Raw genomic sequence first — 19,312 nt, 5'->3', positions numbered from 1 at the left:
AGGTTATTCCGGATCAGTATTAAAAATCAATCGTTCGTCGCAGGGTGCGACGCGCAGGATATTTGTGCTGCCCTCGACGTTGAAAGGCACGCCTGCGGTGACAACGATCATATCCTCCGGCCCGGCATAGCCTTCGTCACGGGCAACGCGTGCGGCGCTGACCACGGCCATCTTGAAGCGTTCCAGCGTACCGGTCTGAACGCAATTGACGCCCCAGGTGAGCGCCAGACGGCGCGCGGTCTTGACTAGGGGCGTCAGCGCGATGATCGGTACCCGCGGGCGTTCACGTGCGGTCAACAGCGCCGTGGTCCCGCTTTGGGTGAAGCAACAGATTGCCTTGATGTTCGCGGTTTCCGCAATCTCGCGTGCAGCGGCGACAATACCGTCCGCAACGGTCATGCGGTCCACCTTGCGCGACGATTCGATAATCTGGGTGTAGGTCGGGTCCTGCTCTACCTCGGTGGCCACGTTATCCATCGTGCGCACCGCCTCGACCGGATAGGCACCGGCCGCGGATTCCGCCGACAACATCACCGCATCGGCCCCTTCATAAATGGCGGTCGCGACATCTGATACCTCGGCCCGGGTGGGGATCGGGCTTTCGATCATCGATTCCAGCATCTGCGTCGCCACGATCACCGGCTTTGCCGCCGCACGGCATTTGCGCACCAGTCGTTTCTGGATCGGCGGCACGTTCTGCACCGGCAGTTCAACCCCCAGATCACCGCGCGCGACCATGATACCGTCGCTCACCGCCAGGATGTCCTCGAACCGGTCCACGGCCGACGGCTTTTCGATCTTGCTCAGCAATGCGGCACGGCCCTTGGCCAGTTCGCGCGCCTCGGTCACATCTTCGGGGCGCTGCACAAAGCTCAGTGCCAGCCAGTCGACCCCCAGCTCGCACACGAATTCCAGATCGGCGCGGTCTTTTTCCGACAGGGCGGCCAGCGGCAGCACCACATCCGGCACGTTCACGCCCTTGCGGTTAGAGATCACGCCGCCGATCATCACTTCGCACTCCGCGAAATCGGGGCCGCATTCCTTGACCTTCAGACGGATTTTGCCGTCATTGACCAACAGCGATGCGCCCGGTTCAAGCGCCTGGAAAATCTCGGGGTGCGGCAGGCACACGCGGCGGGCATTGCCCTCTGCCTCGTCCAGGTCCAGCCGGAAGGACGCGCCCTCGACCAGCAATTCGCTGTCCCCCGAAAAGACACCCACACGCAGCTTTGGCCCCTGAAGATCCGCGAGAATACCGATCGTGGATCCCGTTTCCTCTTCGATCTGGCGGATGATCTGGTGCTTGATCCGGATTTCGTCATGGCTGCCGTGGCTCATGTTCAACCGGAACACATCCGCGCCCGCGTGAAACAGTGCCGATATCGTCTCGTGCGTGTCCGAGGCCGGACCCAAGGTGGCAACTACTTTGACATTCCGCGTGCGTTTCATACTGGTGACGTCCCTTTTCATCTGCGGGCTTTGGCAGCCCCTGCGCTCATTACCACGGGTCTAACACGCGCGGCGGTCAGAGTGGATAGTAAATAAGTTAGCGTTAACATGTGTTAGCGTTAACACTTAGCGAAGATCGCCTGCCCCGTCTATGCCCACCACAGTATGACAGCACGATGACAGCGGGCGGCGGAAGGCCCTGCCTCATTCATGGCCCGCCGCCTTGAACCCGCACCGGCCAGCCCATAGCTTGGCCCCACCCCACTTGCAGGAGAGCATAATGCCCACACAACAGGAAATCGAACTTCAGGCTGCGGCGTTTCGCCGGCTGCAACAGCACCTGATGCAAGACCGCACGGACGTGCAGAACATCGACATGATGAACCTGGCCGGATTTTGCCGCAACTGCCTGTCGCGCTGGTATCAAGAAGCCGCAAACGAACGCGGGATCGACATGGGCAAGGAAGAAGCGCGCGAGCTGTTCTATGGCATGACCATGGACGCATGGAAAGCCAACTATCAGACCGACGCGAAGGACGCGCAGAAAGAGGCGTTCAAGATCGCCTTCGAACAGAACGTCGGCGAAAAGGGCTGACCGCGCGCAGCCAGCCCCTTGGCAAGGCGGGTTAGACCGCCGCCTTGCGCATCTCGTCCAGATAGATCTCGCGCAGCCGCGGCGCGACCTTGCCCGGTGTTCCATCGCCCAGGGCCACGCCGTCGATCTCGACCACGGGCATGACAAAGGCGCTGGCGGAGGTGGTAAACGCCTCATCCGCCTGCTGCGCTTCGTGGATGGTAAAGTTACGCTCTTCCACGACCATCTGCGCCTCTTTGGCAAAACGCAGAACCGCAGCGCGGGTGATGCCGTGCAAAATCTCGTTGCTCAGGGCGCGGGTGATGATCTTGTTGCCCATCACGATATAGGCGTTGTTGCTGGTGCCTTCGGTGACAAAGCCGTCCTCGACCATCCAGGCATCATCGCAGCCCGCTTTCTTGGCCATCATCTTGCCCATCGACGGATACAGCAGCTGCACCGTCTTGATGTCGCGACGGCCCCAGCGGATGTCTTCGATGCTGATGATCTTGGCACCTTTCTTGGCGGCGGGGCTGTCGGCCAGACCGGGCTTGGACTGAGTGAACAAGACAATCGTCGGCTCTGTCGTCTCGGGATCGGGGAAGGCAAAGTCGCGGTCCCCGTCCGACCCGCGGGTGATCTGCAAATAGATCAGCCCCTCGTCGATCTCGTTCACGCGCACCAGTTCGCGGTGGACCTCCAGCAGGTCCTCCTTCGAGATCGGGTTGCGCATCTGTAGCTCGTTCAACGACCGGCTGAGCCGGATCGCATGGCCGTCAAAGTCGATCAGCTTGCCGTCCAGCACGCTGGTGACCTCATAGACCCCGTCCGCCATCAGAAACCCGCGATCAAAGATCGAAACCTTGGCTTCGGTCTCGGGCAGGTATTCGCCGTTCACATATACAGTCCGCATGTCTTATCCCCAAAGCTTGGCCGCAGGCGGATGCACCCCGGCGGCGTCAAATGTCAAAGCGTTGTCGCGGTCTTCGGCCAGAAGCAGCGGGCCGTCAAGGTCCACGACCTTTGCCCCCTGCGCCACCAGCACCGCCGGCGCCATCGCAAGCGATGACCCGACCATGCACCCCACCATGACCTCATAGCCCTGCGCGACAGCCGCATCGCGCAGCGCCAGCGCCTCGGTCAGACCACCGGTCTTGTCCAGCTTGACGTTGACCACATCGTATTTGCCCTTCAGCCCAGCAAGGCTCGCACGGTCATGACAGCTTTCATCGGCACAGATCGGCACGGGCCGCTCCATCCCGACGAGCGCATCGTCATCCCCTGCGGGCAAAGGCTGTTCAACCAATGACACACCCAGCCGCACCAGATGCGGCGCAAGATCGGCGTATACCGCGGCCGACCAGCCCTCATTCGCATCGATGATGATCTGCGCATCAGGCGCACCGGCGCGCACAGCCTCAAGCCGGGGCATATCATCCGGCGTGCCCAGCTTGATCTTTAACAGCGGGCGATGCGCGTGCAAGGCCGCCTGTTCGCGCATCTTTTCGGGGCTATCCAACGACAGGGTATAGGCCGTGATCTCGGGCCCCGGTCGCGCCAGCCCCGCCAGTTCCCACACAGGTTTGCCCGCCTGCTTGGCGTGCAGATCCCACAGGGCACAATCCACTGCATTGCGCGCGGCACCAGCCGGCAGCAGGTCATACAGCGCATCACGCGTCAACGGCCCGCGCAGCGCTTCAATCTCTGCCGTCACCGTCTCCAGCGTCTCGCCATACCGGGCATAGGGCACACATTCGCCCCACCCTGTCACGCCGCCATCGGTGATCCGCACCGTGAGCACCTGCGCCTCGGTCCGCGATCCACGCGAAATGGTAAAGACCTGCGCCAGCCGAAAGACATCCCGGCTTACCTCAATACGCATATCCGCTCCTTCATTTTGCCACTTAAACTCTCCCCGAAGGGCCGATCAGAGGGCTGCCAAAGCCTCCGCCAATCTCGCGGCACCTTGGCGGAACGGGTCCACGGCTGGCAAGCCCAAGCGTTGTTCAACCTCGACCAGATAGGCGTCTGCCTCTGCCTCCGACAGATGCTGGGTGTTGATCGAGATACCGACCACCTGACAGCCTGCGTTGGCAACCTTTGCCAGCGTCAGCGCCACGTCGCGCACTTCTTCCAACGTCGGCAGCGTGTAGTCGGGCAGACCGCGCATGGTCTTGCGGGTCGGCTCGTGACACAGGATCAACGCATCGGGTTGGCCGCCGTGGATCAGCGCCATGGTGACACCGGAATAGGACACGTGGAACAGGCTGCCCTGCCCTTCGATGATATCCCAGTGATCATCGTCATTGTCGGGGGTCAGATACTCGATCGAGCCGGCCATGAAATCCGCGATCACGGCATCCAAAGGCACACCTTCGCCGGTGATCAGAATACCGGTCTGGCCCGTCGCGCGGAAGCTGCTTTTCAGCCCCTTCTCTTTCATCGCCGCGTCCAGCGCCAGCGCGGTATACATCTTGCCGACCGAACAATCGGTGCCGACCGCCAGCACGCGCTTGCCGCTGCGTTTGACGCCATTCGCAATCGGGTACTGCACCGACGGGATACGCACATCATGCAAGCTGCGCCCGTGTTTCTCGGCGGCGGCCACGAGCTCTGGCTCGTTGCGCAGCAGGTTATGCAAGCCGGATGCCAGATCGAAACCGGCCTCCAGCGCGTCGACCAGCACGGCGCGCCATGTGGCGCTGATGGTGCCCCCGCGGTTGGCGACGCCAATCACCAAGGTCTGCGCGCCTGCCTCTTTCGCTTGCGCAAGCGTCATATCGGTCAGACCCAGATCCGCCTTGCACCCGTCCAGCCGCAGCTGACCGACGGCATTTTCAGGACGCCAGTCCTTGATGCCCTGCGCCACTTTAACCGCAAGGTGATCCGGCGCGTCGCCCAGAAAAAGAAGATAAGGTGTTTTGATCATGATCACATGCTCCTGCAATTTGGCTTTGGCTCAGTTTCGCAGCCTTTCGGCGCGATAAGGTTGCAAATGAATGGTAGGCGCAAGAGATGGCGCGGGAATTTTGCGGGTATTCGACGATCCAAGCAAGAACTGTGCACAGAAATTCAGCCGCCGATGCTGCAGGTGCGAGATCACCCTTGCAGGGCGCAGCGCAATTTAATACCACCCAAGGCAGGCAACTCGTAACTTTATTACTCAAGGATTCCGCATATGAGCTTTCGCATCCAGCCTACAGCACCTGCACGTCCCAACCGCTGCCAATTGTTTGGCCCCGGTTCGCGCCCGGCAATCTTCGAAAAAATGGCAAGTTCCGACGCCGATGTGATCAACCTTGATCTGGAAGACAGCGTGGCCCCCACGGATAAGGACAGCGCCCGCGCCAATATCATCAAGGCGATCAGCGATGTCGACTGGGGCGACAAGACGTTGTCCGTGCGGATCAACGGGCTGGATACTCCTTACTGGTACCGCGATGTCGTCGACCTGCTGGAGCAAGCGGGCGAGCGTCTGGACCAGATCATGATCCCCAAGGTCGGCTGCGCCGCTGACGTATATACTGTCGACGCGCTGGTTACGGCGATCGAAACCGCCAAGGGCCGCACCAAGAAAATCTCGTTCGAGGTGATTATCGAATCGGCCGCAGGCATCGCCCACGTCGAAGAGATCGCCGCCGCCAGCCCGCGCCTGCAAGCGATGAGCCTTGGTGCCGCCGACTTTGCCGCCTCGATGGGGATGCAGACGACCGGCATCGGTGGCACGCAAGAAAACTATTACATGCTGCGCGACGGGGCAAAGCATTGGTCCGATCCGTGGCATTGGGCGCAGACCGCCATTGTCGCCGCCTGCCGGACCCACGGCGTGCTGCCGGTCGACGGTCCGTTCGGTGATTTCTCGGACGACGAAGGCTACCGCGCGCAGGCGCGCCGGTCGGCGACCCTGGGCATGGTCGGCAAATGGGCCATCCACCCCAAGCAGATCGCCGTCGCGAACGAGGTGTTCACCCCCTCCGACGAAGCCGTCGCCGAAGCGCGCGAGATTCTGGCCGCGATGGAAACAGCCAAGGCCAACGGCGAAGGCGCGACCGTCTACAAGGGCCGTTTGGTCGATATCGCCAGCATCAAACAGGCCGAAGTCATCGTGCGCCAGTCCGAGATGATCGCCTCGCGCTAGCCCCGCGATACTGAACAGCGGCGCGAGGCGACCCTCGCGCCGCGCCACCTCCCCCGCAGCAAAGCGGGCTTGGCATGCCCCGCGGCTTGGGGCATCAAGGCAGCATGACCATCGATGTCCTCTCTGCGCTCGCGCTTTTCGCGCTGATCACCTCTATCACGCCGGGGCCGAACAACCTGATGCTGATGGCATCGGGCGCGAACTTCGGCTTTGCGCGCACGGTCCCGCATATGATGGGCATCACCCTTGGTTTTATGGTCATGTTGCTGCTGGTGGGCTTTGGCCTGATCCGGGTGTTTGACGCCTTTCCCGTCATCTATTCGGTGCTCAAGATCCTGAGCCTGATTTATCTGATCTACCTTGCCTATAAGATCGCCACCGCCGCCCCGGTGCAAAGCGCAGACCCGAACGCCAAACCGCTGAGCTTTCTGCAAGCGGCGGGGTTTCAATGGGTCAACCCCAAGGCCTGGGCCTTCGGGCTCAGCATCATCACGATCTACGTGCCCTCTGCCGGCATATTGCCGCTGGTGATCACGGCGCTTGTCGTGGCGGTGATGGCGCTGCCGTCGATCACCCTCTGGACCCTTCTTGGCGGGCAGATGGCCCGTTTTCTAACCAATCCCCGGCGTTTGCGGGTGTTTAACGTGACCATGGCCGCGCTGCTCGCGGCGTCGTTGCTGCCTGCCCTTTGGCCGGCCAGCTGACAGGTTCCGTTGCAAAGACCGCAAATCAACGCCATATAGCCCTGAACAAAGCGCGGAGCAGGTGATGACACAGTATCTGGATTTCGAAAAACCACTGGCCGAAGTGGAAGGCAAAGCGGAAGAGCTGCGCGCTCTGGCGCGGTCCTCCGAAGGGATGGACGTGAGCGCCGAAGCCAAAACGCTGGACGAAAAAGCCCACCAAATGCTTGACGATCTGTACAAGTCGTTGACGCCGTGGCGCAAATGTCAGGTGGCACGTCACCCCGACCGGCCCCATTGCAAAGACTATATCGAGGCCCTGTTTACCGAATACACCCCGCTGGCGGGGGATCGGAACTTTGCCGATGATCTTGCGGTCATGGGCGGTCTGGCACGGTTCAACGACACGCCTGTCGTCGTGATCGGCCACGAAAAAGGCAACGACACCAAATCCCGTATCGAACGCAATTTCGGCATGGCCCGCCCCGAAGGCTACCGCAAAGCCGTGCGCCTGATGGAACTGGCCGACAAGTTCGGGCTACCCGTGATCACGCTGGTGGACACCCCCGGTGCCTACCCCGGAAAAGGCGCGGAAGAGCGTGGCCAATCCGAAGCCATCGCCCGCGCGACCGAGAAATGCTTGCAGATCGGCGTGCCGCTGGTGTCTGTCATCATCGGTGAAGGTGGGTCAGGCGGGGCGGTTGCCTTTGCCACGGCGAACCGCGTCGCCATGCTGGAACATTCCGTCTATTCCGTGATCTCGCCCGAGGGCTGCGCATCGATCCTGTGGAAAGATGCCGAGAAAATGCGCGAGGCCGCCGAAGCGCTTCGCCTGACCGCGCAAGATCTGAAACAACTGGGCGTCAACGACCGCATCATCCCCGAACCCCGTGGCGGCGCGCATCGGGATCGGAAAGAGGCGATTGCATCGGTGCGCAAGGCGATTGCCGCGATGCTGGATGACCTGTCGGGCAAAGACCCAAAGGCGCTGGTGGCAGATCGTCGCAAGAAATTCCTCGACCTCGGGGCCAAGGGGCTGGCGGCGTAATCTACGCCGCCCGCTGGCGCATCACGTCGCCAGCATCCGCAGACCTTGGGTCACGTCGGTGCGCACTGCCAGCCGCAGACCGGGTTCGTCGCCCGCGCGCAGCGCCGCGATAATCAGCTTGTGAAAATGCGGCGGCTCTGTCCGTCTGAGCCGCCCGTAAAGCGCCCGCATCGTCGGACCCATCTGCAGCCAGACCGTTTCCGCCATCGCCAGCATCGCAGGGGCCTGCGCCCGCAGGTATAGCGTGCGATGAAATTCCAGATTGGTGCGAATATAGCTCACCGCGTCACGGTGGATCACCGCATCCGAGATGGCATTGTTGATCGCCTGCATCCGGTCGATCAGCGCAAGGTGGGCCCGCGGCAGGGCGCGGCTCGCAAGCTCCACCTCGATCAGGGCACGCAGGGCGGCCAGTTCCTCGATCCGTTCGTTGCTCAGCTCCGGCGTCGATATCCGGCCAGAGGCCGACATGGTCAGCGCCCCTTCCGCCGCCAGCCGTCGCACGGCCTCGCGGGCGGGAGTCATCGACACCTCGTATTCCTTGCCGATTCCCCGCAGGGTCAGCGCCTGTCCCGGGGCCAGATCGCCGTGCATGATGCGGGTCCGCAACTGCCGATAGACACGGTCATGGGCCAAAGGATGCGCATCAAGGGGGCGAGGGTTCAGGTTCATATCGCCGTTGTGATCACGAATCGCCGCTGCGTCAATGTCGCAAACGCGGGCGCGCCCTAGGCCTGCGCGGTAAACTTGAACCGGTGCAGGTCGCTGCCGTGGGTGCGCAGCCAGCCACGCGCCTCTTGATAGGGTCCGTAAATCCGTTCGACCTCGGCCCAGAAGGCGGGCGAATGGTTCATTTGCGCCAGATGCGCGACCTCGTGGGCGGCGACGTAATCAAGCACGTCGGGCGGCGTCAGGATCAAGCGCCACGAAAACATCAGCCCCCCGTCCGAGGTGCAAGACCCCCACCGCGACCGCGTATCCCGCAAGGTTAGCTTGTTGTACGGCCGCCCCAGCAGCGCACTATAATCGTCGCAGGCCCCAGTCAGCCGGTCCCGCGCGAGCTCTTTCAAATGCGCGGCGAGCCGGGTCGGCACACGCGCCGCCGGACCGGGCACGGAAATCGTATCGGTCCCCAGCACCACCCGCTTGCCCTGCCCGGCCTCCACCCGCAGCATCCGACCGCCCAAGGGAAACTCTGCCCCGATGCCCACCAGAACATCAGCGCCACGCGCGTCCAGATGTTGCCGAATCCACGCCTCTTTCTCGCGGGCAAAGGCGATTCCCTCTGCCTCTTTCAAGCGTTTCGGCATGGTAAGCGTCACCCGCCCATCCAGCTGCGATATCCGCAATGATATCCGCCGCGCCCGCGCAGAGCGGCGCAGGATCAGCGGGATAGGCGGGTTTCCGGGCAGGACAGGATCAGGCATTTCAGGGTTCCGGGTCGCGATGGGGTGGCGATTGCCTTTGACAGTGCCTATCTCATATGGCACTTGGCCTGAATCATCTATACGCAACAACACTTTCAAAAAGGGGACTTCGATGCCCAATGAAGAATGGGGAACCAAGCGCCTGTGCCCCACAACGGGCAAGCGGTTCTACGACCTGAACAAAGATCCGATCATCAGCCCTTACTCCGGTGAAGTGGTCGAGGTGGATAACTCCAAATCACGCATGATCGCAGCAGACGCCGAAGATGCCGTCACCGCCAAAGCCAAGAAGGGCGATGTGGATGATGACGAGACATTGGTAGATGACGACGATGTAGATGTGGATCTGGACGACGACATCCTGGACGATGACGACGACGATGATGATACCGTTCCACTCGAAGAAATCGCCGACGTTGCATCCGACGACGAAGATTGATTGAATTTTGCGAGGGCGGGATAGATTTTCCTCTTGATCCCGCCTTCGCGACCGCCTATTCAGCGGCGCATCGGCCTTGAACGGTTGATACACTTCCCGGATCTCTGATCCACGATGGGGCCTTAGCTCAGCTGGGAGAGCGCCTGCATGGCATGCAGGAGGTCAGCGGTTCGATCCCGCTAGGCTCCACCAAACTTCCCCCCTACATTCCAGCATACACGTCACGCACCACGCGAGGCTGACTGACGCGCGTCCGCGAGGCGGACACTCTGAGTCAGCGGTTCGATCCCGCTAGGCTCCACCAAACTTCCCCCCTACATTCCAGCATACACGTCACGCACCACGCGAGGCTGACTGACGCGCGTCCGCGAGGCGGACACTCTGAGTCAGCGGTTCGATCCCGCTAGGCTCCACCAAATCCCCCCCTACATTCCAGCATACACGTCACGCACCACGCGAGGCTGACTGACGCGCGCCCGCGAGGCGGACACTCTGAGTCAGCGGTTCGATCCCGCTAGGCTCCACCAAACTTCCCCCTACATTCCAGCATACACGTCACGCACCACGCGAGGCTGACTGACGCGCGCCCGCGAGGCGGACACTCTGAGTCAGCGGTTCGATCCCGCTAGGCTCCACCAAACTTCCCCCTACATTCCAGCATACACGTCACGCACCACGCGAGGCTGACTGACGCGCGCCCGCGAGGCGGGCACTCTGAGTCAGCGGTTCGATCCCGCTAGGCTCCACCAAACTTCCCCCTACATTCCAGCACACACGCCACCCACCACCCGGGGCTGACTGACGCGCGTCAGCGTTTTCGACGCAGCGCAAACCTACCTACGTATACAAAGCCCGCGGTCACGCTGACGGCGGCGAAGACCCATCCGAACGCCACGAGCAGCTTGTGCCGGATCGGGTGGTAGTTGCGGAAATAGGCCCATGTGTCTGCGAAGGGGATGCTTTCGACCCAGTACTGCACTTCAAGGAATGCGACGATTCCAAGGCAAAGCACGCCTGAGACGCAAAACACCCATATGATCGCTCGGTCCGACACCTTTCCCATTGCGTACCTCGCCCCTTTGAACACCGCCCCATCCCAAGCTGTACGGCAAGGAACAGCCGCGCACAAAATTAAATTGGCCGCGCTACTAGACGACCGGTCTATTACTTCTTACCTCCCCCGTATGACAGAGCAAAAGAAATCAGATCAAACGCGGCAAAAGATACTGACCGCCGGACGTGCGCTGATCAGCAAGCACGGGTTTGGCGCTGTCGGGCTGGCGCGCATCCTGAGGGAAAGCGATGTCCCCAAGGGGTCGTTCTATTATTACTTTCCGTCCAAGGATGCCTTTGGTCAGGCTTTGCTGCACGACTATGTCGACGATTATCTGGCGCGCATGGATGCGCTGTGCAGCGGGTCGGGTTCTGCCCGTGACAAGCTGCTGTCCTTCTGGTCGGCGTGGCTGGCCCATGCTCATTCCGAAGGCATCGCCAACCAGTGCCTCGTTGTGAAGCTTGGGGCCGAGGTTGCCGATCTGTCCGACGACATGCGGCGCATCTTGGATGATGGCGTGGCACAGTTGGTCAGCCGCATTGCGCAGCTGCTGGTTGTCGGGGCCGAAGAAGGCTCTGTCCCGCCGGTCGATGATCCGCGGGCAGCAGCGCAGATGCTCTATGCCAAGTTTCTGGGGGCCGCGATCCTGTCGAAACTGTCGCAGGATCAGCTCCCGTTGCAGCAGGCTTTGTCAGAAACCACCAATTTCCTAACCATACGATAACCACAAGAAAGCGAGACCCCCATGAAAGCAGCAGTGCACAACAGCTTTGGCGAACCGATCGACGTCATCGAAGCGACCGATGTCGACACCCCCACCGCAGGGGCGGGCGAGGTTCTGGTCAAGATGACCCTGTCGCCAATCCACAACCACGACCTTTGGACCATCCGCGGGAACTACGGCTACAAGCCCGAGCTTCCCGGCGCGATTGCCGGCAGCGAAGCGCTTGGCACCGTCGAGGCTGTCGGTGAAGGCGTGGACGAAGCGATGATCGGCCAGCGTGTGTCGATTGCGGGCGTGCATGGCACATGGGCCGAATACTTCGTCGCCCCCGCCACTGGTGTTCTGCCCCTGCCCGACGTGATCTCGGATGTTGCTGGCGCACAGTTGATCGCGATGCCCTTCAGCGCCATCTCTCTGCTGGAAACGCTCAAGGCGCAGAAAGGCGACTGGATCGTCCAGACCGCTGCAAACGGGGCCGTCGGCAAGATCATGACCACGCTCGCCAAAAGCCGTGGCATCAACCTGCTGAACCTCGTGCGGCGCGAAGATGCTGTGAAAGAGCTGACGGATCTGGGCATCGACAACGTGCTATCGACCTCGGAAGCGGGCTGGCAGGATAAAGCGCGCGAAATCATTGGCGAAAAAGGGGCCGCATCCGCGATCGATTCCGTGGGGGGCGATATCTCGGCTGATCTGGTCGATCTGCTGGGACTGGACGGAGAGCTTGTCGTGTTCGGGACCGCGACCGGTGCGCCGATGCCGCTGAACTCTGGCGCGCTGATCATGAAGCACATCACCGTCAAAGGCTTCTGGGGCTCCCGCGTGAGCGGCGACATGGACCCCGAAGAGCGCAAGCGCCTGATCACTGAACTGGTCACGCTGGTCGCCAAAGGCGAATTGGTGTTGGAAGACGGTGGGCAGTTCGGGCTGGATGATCTCTCCGGTGCGCTCAAAGCCTCGCTGACACCGGGCCGCCCCGGCAAGGTGATGATCCGCGGCTAAACGCAGCCGAATACCACAGCACCAAACAGGGCGGCCCTTGATCCGGGATCAAGGGCCGCCCTGCTTTCATTTCGGCACCCTAGTTTGGGCGGCCGCGGCCTTTAGAACGGCAGCCCCGTATAATTCTCTGCCAGATCGCGCCGCGCTGTTTCGCTTTGCGCCAGATGCGCCAGCGACGCCCGCCGCATCTGCGGGGCGAAACTGTCCTCGCCCTCGAACTGATGCAGCATTGTTGTCATCTGCCAGCTGAACCGCATCGCCTTCCAGATCCGCGACAGCGCATGGGCGGAATAACCGTCAACCCCGCTGTGATCCCCTCGCTTCAGCGCGGCAATCAGCGCGTCATGCAGATAGAAGACATCGGACACCGCGAGGTTCAGCCCCTTGGCACCGGTGGGCGGTACGATATGCGCGGCATCCCCCACCAGAAACAGGTTTCCCCACCGCAAAGGCTCGCTCACGAAGGAGCGCAGCGGCGCGATGGATTTCTCGATCGACGGGCCGGTCACGAGCGCCTCTGACACAGGTCGCGGCAAACGTTGCTTCAGCGCCTCCCAGAAGCGGTCATCGCTCCAATCCTCGACCTTTTCGGTCGACGACACCTGAATGTAATAGCGGCTCAGGCTTGCGCTACGCATGGAGGCCAGAGCGAAGCCCTGCGCCGAACTGGCATAGATCAATTCATCGTTCACCGGTTTCGTGCGCGACAGAATCCCCAGCCAGCCAAAAGGGTAGACCCGTTCAAACTCCCGACGTTTGGCGGCGGGGATCGTCGCGCGGCTGACGCCATGGAACCCATCACAGCCCGCGACGTAAGTGCAGCTGATCTCTTGCCGCTGGCCGTCTTTGGTGAAGGATACCGTGGGCGCATTGCTGTCCGCACCGTCGATCACCACATCCTCGACCTCGTGAATGATTGTGGTGCCCATCTGGTCCTGTGCATCGTACAGATCGCGGGTGACCTCTGTCTGGCCATAGACCATGACCTTCTTGCCGATCAGCTTGTGGAAATCGATATGCACCATCAGATCGTTGTCGGTCAGGTAGCAGCCTTTGTGCGGCAAGCCCTGCTGGTCCATCCGTGCACCGACACCGGCGTGACGCAGCAGGTTCATTGTGCCGTCCTCAAGCACGCCCGCGCGGATGCGGGACAGCACGTGTTCACGGGTGGTCCTTTCAAGCACGACAGTGCTGACGCCTGCGTCGTTCAGCAATTGCGACAGCAGCAAGCCCGATGGCCCGCCGCCAATAATGACGACTTCCGTTTTCATAGAGCTGCTCCCTGCCCGATTTTCGGGTTAACCTATTGTACGGAACGTGCATGATGAATGGATCGTTAGCGCAATTGCTGGTACAATCCGTGCATGACAGAGCTTTCCCCCATCCCCAGCTATGCGCTTTTTGGCGAAACCACAGGCTTTCCCGATGTCCTCCATTGCGAACGGATCAAGGACCGCGCACCGGATCACGCGTGGCACATCGCGCCACATCGGCACGCGCAGCTGGCGCAGGTGCTTTACATCCTTTCGGGGGGCGGCACGGCGAATATAGATGGCGACCGATTTGCCCTAACGCAGGGATCGGTCGTCTTTATCCCGCCCCGCATGGTGCATAGTTTCGACTTTGCCCCGAATACCCAAGGCATGGTGCAATCCTTTCCCATTGCGATCCTGCACAGCATCGGGCCCGTCAATGCCGAGGTCGCACAGGCGCTGACCAAGCCGACGGTTGGTCGCGCCGCGGGCCCGCTGATCGCGCTGATGACCCAGCTGGAAACCGTGGCGGCCCAGACGGGGGCGCCGTTTCGGGCGCAGATTGCCGTGGGGCTGGGGCATGCGGTTCTGGCCAGCATCGCGGCATGGGGGGCCACGCGAAACCGCAGCAACGACGCACCGCGGGATGATCGCCTGTCGCGGCTCGACCAGCTTATCGCCGATCCGGACAGCGCCGGCTGGACGGCCAAGGACTTTGCCAGCACCCTCGGGATCAGCACCGGACATCTGTCGCGCCTGTGTCGCGCGGCAAAGGGGCTGTCCGCCACCGCCTACATCGAAGCCCGCCATGTCGAGGAAGCCTGCCGCATGCTGGCCTTCACCCGCCTGTCGGTGGCCGAGGTTGGCTACCGTCTGGGCTTCGCCGATCCGTCCTATTTCTCGCGCCGTTTCCGCACCGTGCAGGGGGTGACCCCATCGCAATACCGCCAGCAATTCGTAACCTGAGATCGAGGCCAAAGGACCACAGGTTGAAGTCTCGGCAAATCCGTGCTCACAAAACTGACAAATGTCAGAATTATTACCCGTTATCGCTAACAGCCGTTTGACCTGCCCCAAATGATACGTGAAGGTGACGTTAGGGAGCCTGCGCAACCCGTGCCGCGCAGATAAGAGAAACCGAAGTTTCTGGGAGGAAATAGAATGACAAAAGGCAATATGAACCGTCGCACCATGCTGCGCGGCGCTGCTCTTGGCGCGCTGGCGACACCGGCGCTGGTCGGCAAAGGGATCGCGCAGGGCAAGGTCAACTGGCGCGTGCAAGCGCATTGGCCCAAAGCGTCCAGCTCTTTCACCGACAGCCTTGGCAAACTGGCCGAAGTGCTAGAAACGCGCACCGAAGGCGCGTTCAAAATGGATCTGCTGGGTGCTGGTGAGTTCGCCAAAGGCCCCGACATCTACAATATCGTGCGCAAGGGCGTGGTGCCCATGGGGACGGTCAGCCCGTCCTATGTGCAAGATCAGGCGCAGGCCGCGTCCTTCCTGTTCGGCATCCCCGGCACCTTCCGTCAGGCTTGGGAAATGGAACACGCCGTCAAGAACCTTGGCCTTGAGGCGCTGGTGAACGAAGACCTGAACGCCGATGGCGTGATGATGAAGACAGAAAAGGTTTTGCCCGTCGAAATCGTCGTGTCGAAAAAGATCGAATCCGCCGAAGACTTCAAAGGGCTCAAGCTGCGGTCGTCGGGTACGATGCTGGATTACCTGCAATCCGCTGGTGCCGCCCCGCAATACATCCCCGGGTCCGAACTCTATCAATCGCTCAGCTCGGGCGTTGTGGATGGCGCGCATTGGGGCGCTGCCGTGGGGGCGAAATCCATGTCCCTCTGGGAGGTCTGCAAATACCACTACAAACCCGCGCTTGGTCAGACCACCGACGCCTTTATCCTGAATATGGAGGCCGTCGACGGGCTGGAGGACGATCTGCGCACTGCCCTGCTCGACACGATGGAAACGCGCTTCTTCCAGCGGTCGGCCGAATACCAGCACGCCGAAGCCATCGCGATTTCTTCGGGCATCGCCGAGAACGATATCGAGGTGTCCGAACTGCCCGACGACGTTCTGGCGATCCTTGCCGATGCCTCGGCCAAGATCCTCGACACAGAGGCGCAGAAAGGCGAACGCGCGGCAAAGGCGGCGGATATCTACAAAACCTTGATGACCGACCTCGGCTACCTCTAGGGGCCTGATCCGGGGGCTCGACCCCGGTGATGCCACAGTGAAAATCAATGTAGCCGCCTGACATGTCCCTGCATTTCGGGCGGCTTCTTTTATGTCTTGAGGGAGAAACGTTTTGTTTAAGCTTGCGCGCTTCATCACGCAATTGAACCGCATTATCGGCTATTGGATCAGCTTTTGCGTGCTGATCATCTTTGCCCTGCTGCTGGCCGATGTGGTCATGCGCTATCTGATCGGGCAGCCCGCGATCTGGACTGCCGAGCTGGCGACGCTGATCTTTGGTGTCTATGCGATCATCGGGGGCGGCTATCTGCTGACCGAACGCGGTCACGTGAACGTCGATATCATCTACGGCCAGTTTTCCCCCAAACGCAAAGCCTTGGTGGACATCGTGACATGGCCGCTGTTCCTGATCTTTGTCGGCGTGCTGCTGTGGCAAGGCTACGACATCGCGTCCGAGGCCATCGCGGATATGGAGCGGTCGAACTCTGTCTGGAAGGCCCCGCTGTGGCCGACAAAATCGCTGATCCCCGTCGCCGCCTTGCTGCTGCTGTTGCAGGGCTTCGTACGCCTTTGGGCCGATGTGCGCACCCTGATGGGGCTGCCCAATGACCCCGCGATCTTTGGACAACCGGCCACCGGCGACACCCAAGCCGCCCAAGCCGCAGGAGGCCAGTCATGAGCGTTGAAATCCTGACCATGCTTTTCTTTGGCGCGCTGCTGTTGTTTGTGATGCTCGGCACCCCGCTGGCCTTTGCCCTTGGAGGGATATCGGTGATCTTCCTCTATGCGGAAATGGGCGATCTGGGGTTCTATCTGCTTGCCTCCAAAATGTGGGAGACGATGCAATCCCCCACGCTGATGGCAATTCCGCTGTTTGTCTTCATGGCGATCCTGCTTGAAAAATCGGGGGTCGCGAATGACCTTTACGATATGATGCACGAATGGTGGGGCGGGCTGCGCGGCGGTCTGGCCATCGGCACGGTGCTGATCTGCGTGATCTTTGCTGCCATGTCGGGCATCTCGGGTGCGGCGGTTGTTACGATGGGGACCATCGCGCTGCCCAAGATGCTGGAACGCGGCTATGACAAGAAGCTCGCGCTTGGGGCGATCAACGCGGGCGGAGGCTGGGGCATCCTGATCCCGCCGTCAATCCTGATGGTGCTGTATTCGCTGCTGACCGAAGTGTCGGTCGGGCGTCTGTTCGCGGCCGGTATCGGACCGGGGCTGCTGCTGTTCTTCCTCGTCTCCGTCTATATCGGCGGGCGGTGCTGGATGCAGCCGGAACTGGGCCCCGCCCTCCCGAAAGAGGAACGCGCGAACTGGGGGCAGAAGCTGCGGTCTCTCAAGGCGGTGATCCTGCCGATCCTGATCGTGGTGATCGTGCTGGGGGCCATCTTCGGCGGCTACGCGACGCCGACCGAAGCCGCCGCCATCGGCGTCTTTGGCGCAATGGTCGCCACGGGCGTGAACCGGCAGCTGTCATGGGCCGTGATCCGCGAAGCCTCTGTCGCGACGCTGAAACTGACCGCGCTGATCATGTGGATCCTTTTCGCGGCCCACGCCTTCAGCACGGCCTATACCGCGCTTGGGGCCCAAAGCCTGATCCAGGACATGATGAACCTTGTGCCCGGTGGGCGTTGGGGGTCGCTGGTGTTTATGCTGGCGGTGCTCTTCATCCTTGGGATGGTGCTGGATCCGGTGGGGATCATGCTGATCACCCTGCCTGTATTCCTGCCCGTTGTGCAGAGTTATGGCTTTGATCCGATCTGGTTCGGCATCCTTTTCATCATCATGATGGAGGTCGGGTATATGACCCCGCCCTTCGGCTTTAACCTCTTTTACCTCAAAGGGGTGGCCCCGCCGGACGTCACGATGGGCGATATCTATGCCTCTGTGACGCCTTACGTGATCGTGACGCTGATCGGGGTCTTGCTGATCATTCTAATCCCCGAGATCGCGACCTATCTGCCCAAGTATTTCTACGGGTAGACCTGTAAACACCTGCCTTGACCCGCGGCACAGCTGCGGGTCAAAGCCCCTGACGGGATATGCTCAAATATTAGGCAGCCGTCGAGATACAGCCTGAAATTGCGCCAAAAATGCCCGTTTCGGATCGCACCCGACGGGAATCACGCTATCCAGATGGGAGTTATTTTCAGCTGGACGAGGCCCCCCATCAACATCGCCGCCCATACCGATCAGGCTCTTGCCGTGCCGATGCAACCCCGCGCCCGCGGGGCGTTGCGCATCAGTAGCAAGACCTATGGCGGCGCGTCGGTGATTGGCGATCTCTACCAGCAAGGCTGCTTCAAAGCGCTGTTTCCGCGCGCGGCGGCGGGCGGGCTGACGGGGGTTTTCCTCAATACCTCGGGCGGGATGACGGGCGGCGATGAACTGTCGATCACCGCCACGGCGGGTGCGGGCAGCCGGCTGACCCTGACCAGTCAAGCGGCCGAGCGCGTCTATCTGGCGCAACCCGGCCCGATGGCGCAGATGACCACGCGGCTGGATGCAAAAGCGGGGGCACGGGTCGATTGGCTGCCGCAGGAAACGATCCTGTTCAACGGCTCCGCCCTGCGCCGCAAGCTGGAGGTGGACCTGACGGGCGACGCCTGTTTCTTCGGCGTAGAGCCGCTGGTCTTTGGCCGCGTCTCCATGGGCGAAACGCTGCGCGACGCGCGCTTTGCCGATAACATCACGATCCGCCGCGACGGGCACCCTATCTTTGCCGATGCCGTGCGTCTGTCCGGCGATATCCACGCACAGCTTGCAGGCACCGCCACGGCGCGCGGCAACTGCGCCATGGCCAGCGTGATCTACGCCGCCCCCGATGCCGAAGCGCTGCTTGCCCCCCTGCGCGCGCTGCTGCCTGCCAGCGCCGGTGCCAGCCTGATCCGCGACGGCGTGCTTTATGCGCGGCTGCTCGCGCCCGACAGTTACATCCTGCGCCAGTCTCTGGTGCCGATCATCGCCCGCCTGCACGGCGCGGCCCCTCCTAAAACATGGATGCTTTGACATGCAGCTGACCCCCCGTGAAAAAGACAAACTGCTGATCGCCATGGCGGCCGAAGTCGCGCGCAAGCGTCTGGCCCGTGGCGTCAAGCTGAACCACCCCGAGGCGATTGCCCTGATCACCGACACCGTCGTCGAAGGCGCGCGCGATGGCCGCAGCGTGGCCGAGATGATGCAGGCTGGTGCCCAGGTCATCACCCGCGACGACTGTATGGAGGGCATCGCCGAGATGATCCACGACGTGCAGGTCGAAGCCACCTTCCCCGACGGGACCAAGCTGGTCACCGTGCACAACCCTATCCGCTAGCCC

Annotated in this window: 21 protein-coding genes and 1 tRNA gene; 14 read left to right on the top strand and 8 right to left on the bottom strand. The window is 61.6% G+C overall.

Features of this window, described 5'->3' with window-relative positions:
* Positions 1–3 precede the first annotated feature (3 nt).
* Positions 4–1,449, bottom strand: coding sequence for a pyruvate kinase (gene pyk, locus AB1495_RS07370; RefSeq protein ID WP_064216326.1), 1,446 nt, complete (start codon positions 1,447–1,449; stop codon positions 4–6).
* Positions 1,450–1,729: 280 nt separating this feature from the next.
* Here pyk and AB1495_RS07365 point away from each other — a divergent pair, with 280 nt between their 5' ends.
* Positions 1,730–2,044, top strand: coding sequence for a DUF1244 domain-containing protein (locus tag AB1495_RS07365; protein ID WP_074636096.1), 315 nt, complete (start codon positions 1,730–1,732; stop codon positions 2,042–2,044).
* 31 nt (positions 2,045–2,075) lie between these two features.
* Here AB1495_RS07365 and AB1495_RS07360 read toward each other — a convergent pair whose 3' ends face one another.
* The 3 genes from AB1495_RS07360 to dgcN are packed head-to-tail and all read right to left on the bottom strand — an operon-like array spanning position 2,076 to position 4,952.
* The gene (locus AB1495_RS07360) at positions 2,076–2,936 is read right to left on the bottom strand and encodes a D-amino-acid transaminase (RefSeq protein WP_005851201.1); all 861 of its coding nucleotides are present in this window, start codon (positions 2,934–2,936) and stop codon (positions 2,076–2,078) included.
* 3 nt (positions 2,937–2,939) lie between these two features.
* Entirely contained in the window at positions 2,940–3,905 is a 966-nt protein-coding gene (gene dgcA / locus AB1495_RS07355) for an N-acetyl-D-Glu racemase DgcA (RefSeq protein ID WP_074636098.1), read from the bottom strand.
* 45 nt (positions 3,906–3,950) lie between these two features.
* Entirely contained in the window at positions 3,951–4,952 is a 1,002-nt protein-coding gene (dgcN, locus tag AB1495_RS07350) for an N-acetyltransferase DgcN (protein WP_074636100.1), read from the bottom strand.
* 249 nt (positions 4,953–5,201) lie between these two features.
* Here dgcN and AB1495_RS07345 point away from each other — a divergent pair, with 249 nt between their 5' ends.
* The 3 genes from AB1495_RS07345 (at position 5,202) to AB1495_RS07335 (ending at position 7,892) form a co-directional block, all read left to right on the top strand.
* Complete coding sequence (locus tag AB1495_RS07345; RefSeq protein WP_037943086.1) at positions 5,202–6,161, top strand: L-malyl-CoA/beta-methylmalyl-CoA lyase; 960 nt, start codon at positions 5,202–5,204, stop codon at positions 6,159–6,161.
* A gap of 104 nt (positions 6,162–6,265) precedes the next feature.
* Complete coding sequence (locus AB1495_RS07340) at positions 6,266–6,865, top strand: LysE family translocator (RefSeq protein WP_367581973.1); 600 nt, start codon at positions 6,266–6,268, stop codon at positions 6,863–6,865.
* A gap of 64 nt (positions 6,866–6,929) precedes the next feature.
* The gene (locus tag AB1495_RS07335; RefSeq protein WP_005851191.1) at positions 6,930–7,892 is read left to right on the top strand and encodes an acetyl-CoA carboxylase carboxyltransferase subunit alpha; all 963 of its coding nucleotides are present in this window, start codon (positions 6,930–6,932) and stop codon (positions 7,890–7,892) included.
* A 21-nt stretch (positions 7,893–7,913) separates the two neighbouring features.
* Here the strand turns inward: AB1495_RS07335 and AB1495_RS07330 are convergent, their stop codons facing one another.
* Positions 7,914–8,564, bottom strand: a complete 651-nt coding sequence (locus AB1495_RS07330) for a GntR family transcriptional regulator (RefSeq protein ID WP_005851189.1) — start codon at positions 8,562–8,564, stop codon at positions 7,914–7,916.
* 56 nt (positions 8,565–8,620) lie between these two features.
* A complete protein-coding gene (locus AB1495_RS07325) occupies positions 8,621–9,319 on the bottom strand; it encodes a M48 family metallopeptidase (protein ID WP_074636105.1) in 699 nt (232 codons plus the stop codon).
* Positions 9,320–9,431: 112 nt separating this feature from the next.
* Between AB1495_RS07325 and AB1495_RS07320 the strand changes: the two genes are divergently transcribed.
* Positions 9,432–9,758: a TIGR02300 family protein gene (locus AB1495_RS07320; RefSeq protein WP_005851186.1), complete on the top strand. Its 327-nt coding sequence runs from the start codon at positions 9,432–9,434 to the stop codon at positions 9,756–9,758.
* A gap of 116 nt (positions 9,759–9,874) precedes the next feature.
* Positions 9,875–9,950, top strand: a tRNA-Ala gene (locus tag AB1495_RS07315).
* A gap of 616 nt (positions 9,951–10,566) precedes the next feature.
* Here AB1495_RS07315 and AB1495_RS07310 read toward each other — a convergent pair.
* The gene (locus AB1495_RS07310) at positions 10,567–10,821 is read right to left on the bottom strand and encodes a hypothetical protein (RefSeq protein ID WP_074636107.1); all 255 of its coding nucleotides are present in this window, start codon (positions 10,819–10,821) and stop codon (positions 10,567–10,569) included.
* A gap of 121 nt (positions 10,822–10,942) precedes the next feature.
* Between AB1495_RS07310 and AB1495_RS07305 the strand changes: the two genes are divergently transcribed.
* Positions 10,943–11,536 carry a TetR/AcrR family transcriptional regulator gene (locus tag AB1495_RS07305; protein WP_074636108.1) on the top strand — a complete coding sequence of 198 codons (594 nt, stop codon included), beginning with the start codon at positions 10,943–10,945 and terminating at the stop codon, positions 11,534–11,536.
* A 21-nt stretch (positions 11,537–11,557) separates the two neighbouring features.
* The gene (locus tag AB1495_RS07300) at positions 11,558–12,538 is read left to right on the top strand and encodes a zinc-binding dehydrogenase (RefSeq protein WP_064216320.1); all 981 of its coding nucleotides are present in this window, start codon (positions 11,558–11,560) and stop codon (positions 12,536–12,538) included.
* Between the two features lie 101 nt (positions 12,539–12,639).
* Here the strand turns inward: AB1495_RS07300 and pobA are convergent, their stop codons facing one another.
* Positions 12,640–13,809: a 4-hydroxybenzoate 3-monooxygenase gene (pobA, locus tag AB1495_RS07295; RefSeq protein ID WP_074636110.1), complete on the bottom strand. Its 1,170-nt coding sequence runs from the start codon at positions 13,807–13,809 to the stop codon at positions 12,640–12,642.
* Between the two features lie 93 nt (positions 13,810–13,902).
* Between pobA and AB1495_RS07290 the strand changes: the two genes are divergently transcribed.
* From AB1495_RS07290 to AB1495_RS07265, 6 genes are all read left to right on the top strand, one after another.
* The gene (locus AB1495_RS07290; RefSeq protein WP_074636112.1) at positions 13,903–14,757 is read left to right on the top strand and encodes a helix-turn-helix domain-containing protein; all 855 of its coding nucleotides are present in this window, start codon (positions 13,903–13,905) and stop codon (positions 14,755–14,757) included.
* Between the two features lie 195 nt (positions 14,758–14,952).
* Positions 14,953–15,990: a TRAP transporter substrate-binding protein gene (locus AB1495_RS07285; protein ID WP_005851174.1), complete on the top strand. Its 1,038-nt coding sequence runs from the start codon at positions 14,953–14,955 to the stop codon at positions 15,988–15,990.
* A gap of 112 nt (positions 15,991–16,102) precedes the next feature.
* On the top strand, positions 16,103–16,669 hold the full coding sequence (locus AB1495_RS07280; protein ID WP_064216317.1) for a TRAP transporter small permease subunit: 567 nt from the start codon (positions 16,103–16,105) through the stop codon (positions 16,667–16,669).
* On the top strand, positions 16,666–17,979 hold the full coding sequence (locus AB1495_RS07275) for a TRAP transporter large permease subunit (RefSeq protein ID WP_074636113.1): 1,314 nt from the start codon (positions 16,666–16,668) through the stop codon (positions 17,977–17,979). Before AB1495_RS07280 ends, AB1495_RS07275 begins: the two co-directional genes overlap by 4 nt.
* A gap of 153 nt (positions 17,980–18,132) precedes the next feature.
* Entirely contained in the window at positions 18,133–19,005 is an 873-nt protein-coding gene (locus AB1495_RS07270) for an urease accessory protein UreD (protein ID WP_074636114.1), read from the top strand.
* Position 19,006: 1 nt separating this feature from the next.
* Complete coding sequence (locus AB1495_RS07265) at positions 19,007–19,309, top strand: urease subunit gamma (RefSeq protein WP_005851167.1); 303 nt, start codon at positions 19,007–19,009, stop codon at positions 19,307–19,309.
* Positions 19,310–19,312 lie beyond the last annotated feature (3 nt).

Source organism: Sulfitobacter pontiacus (assembly GCF_040790665.1).
GTDB classification, from domain to species: Bacteria; Pseudomonadota; Alphaproteobacteria; order Rhodobacterales; family Rhodobacteraceae; genus Sulfitobacter; species Sulfitobacter pontiacus.
Note: the sequence above shows the minus strand (reverse complement) of the source record. Positions and strands in the feature narration are given on the sequence as shown.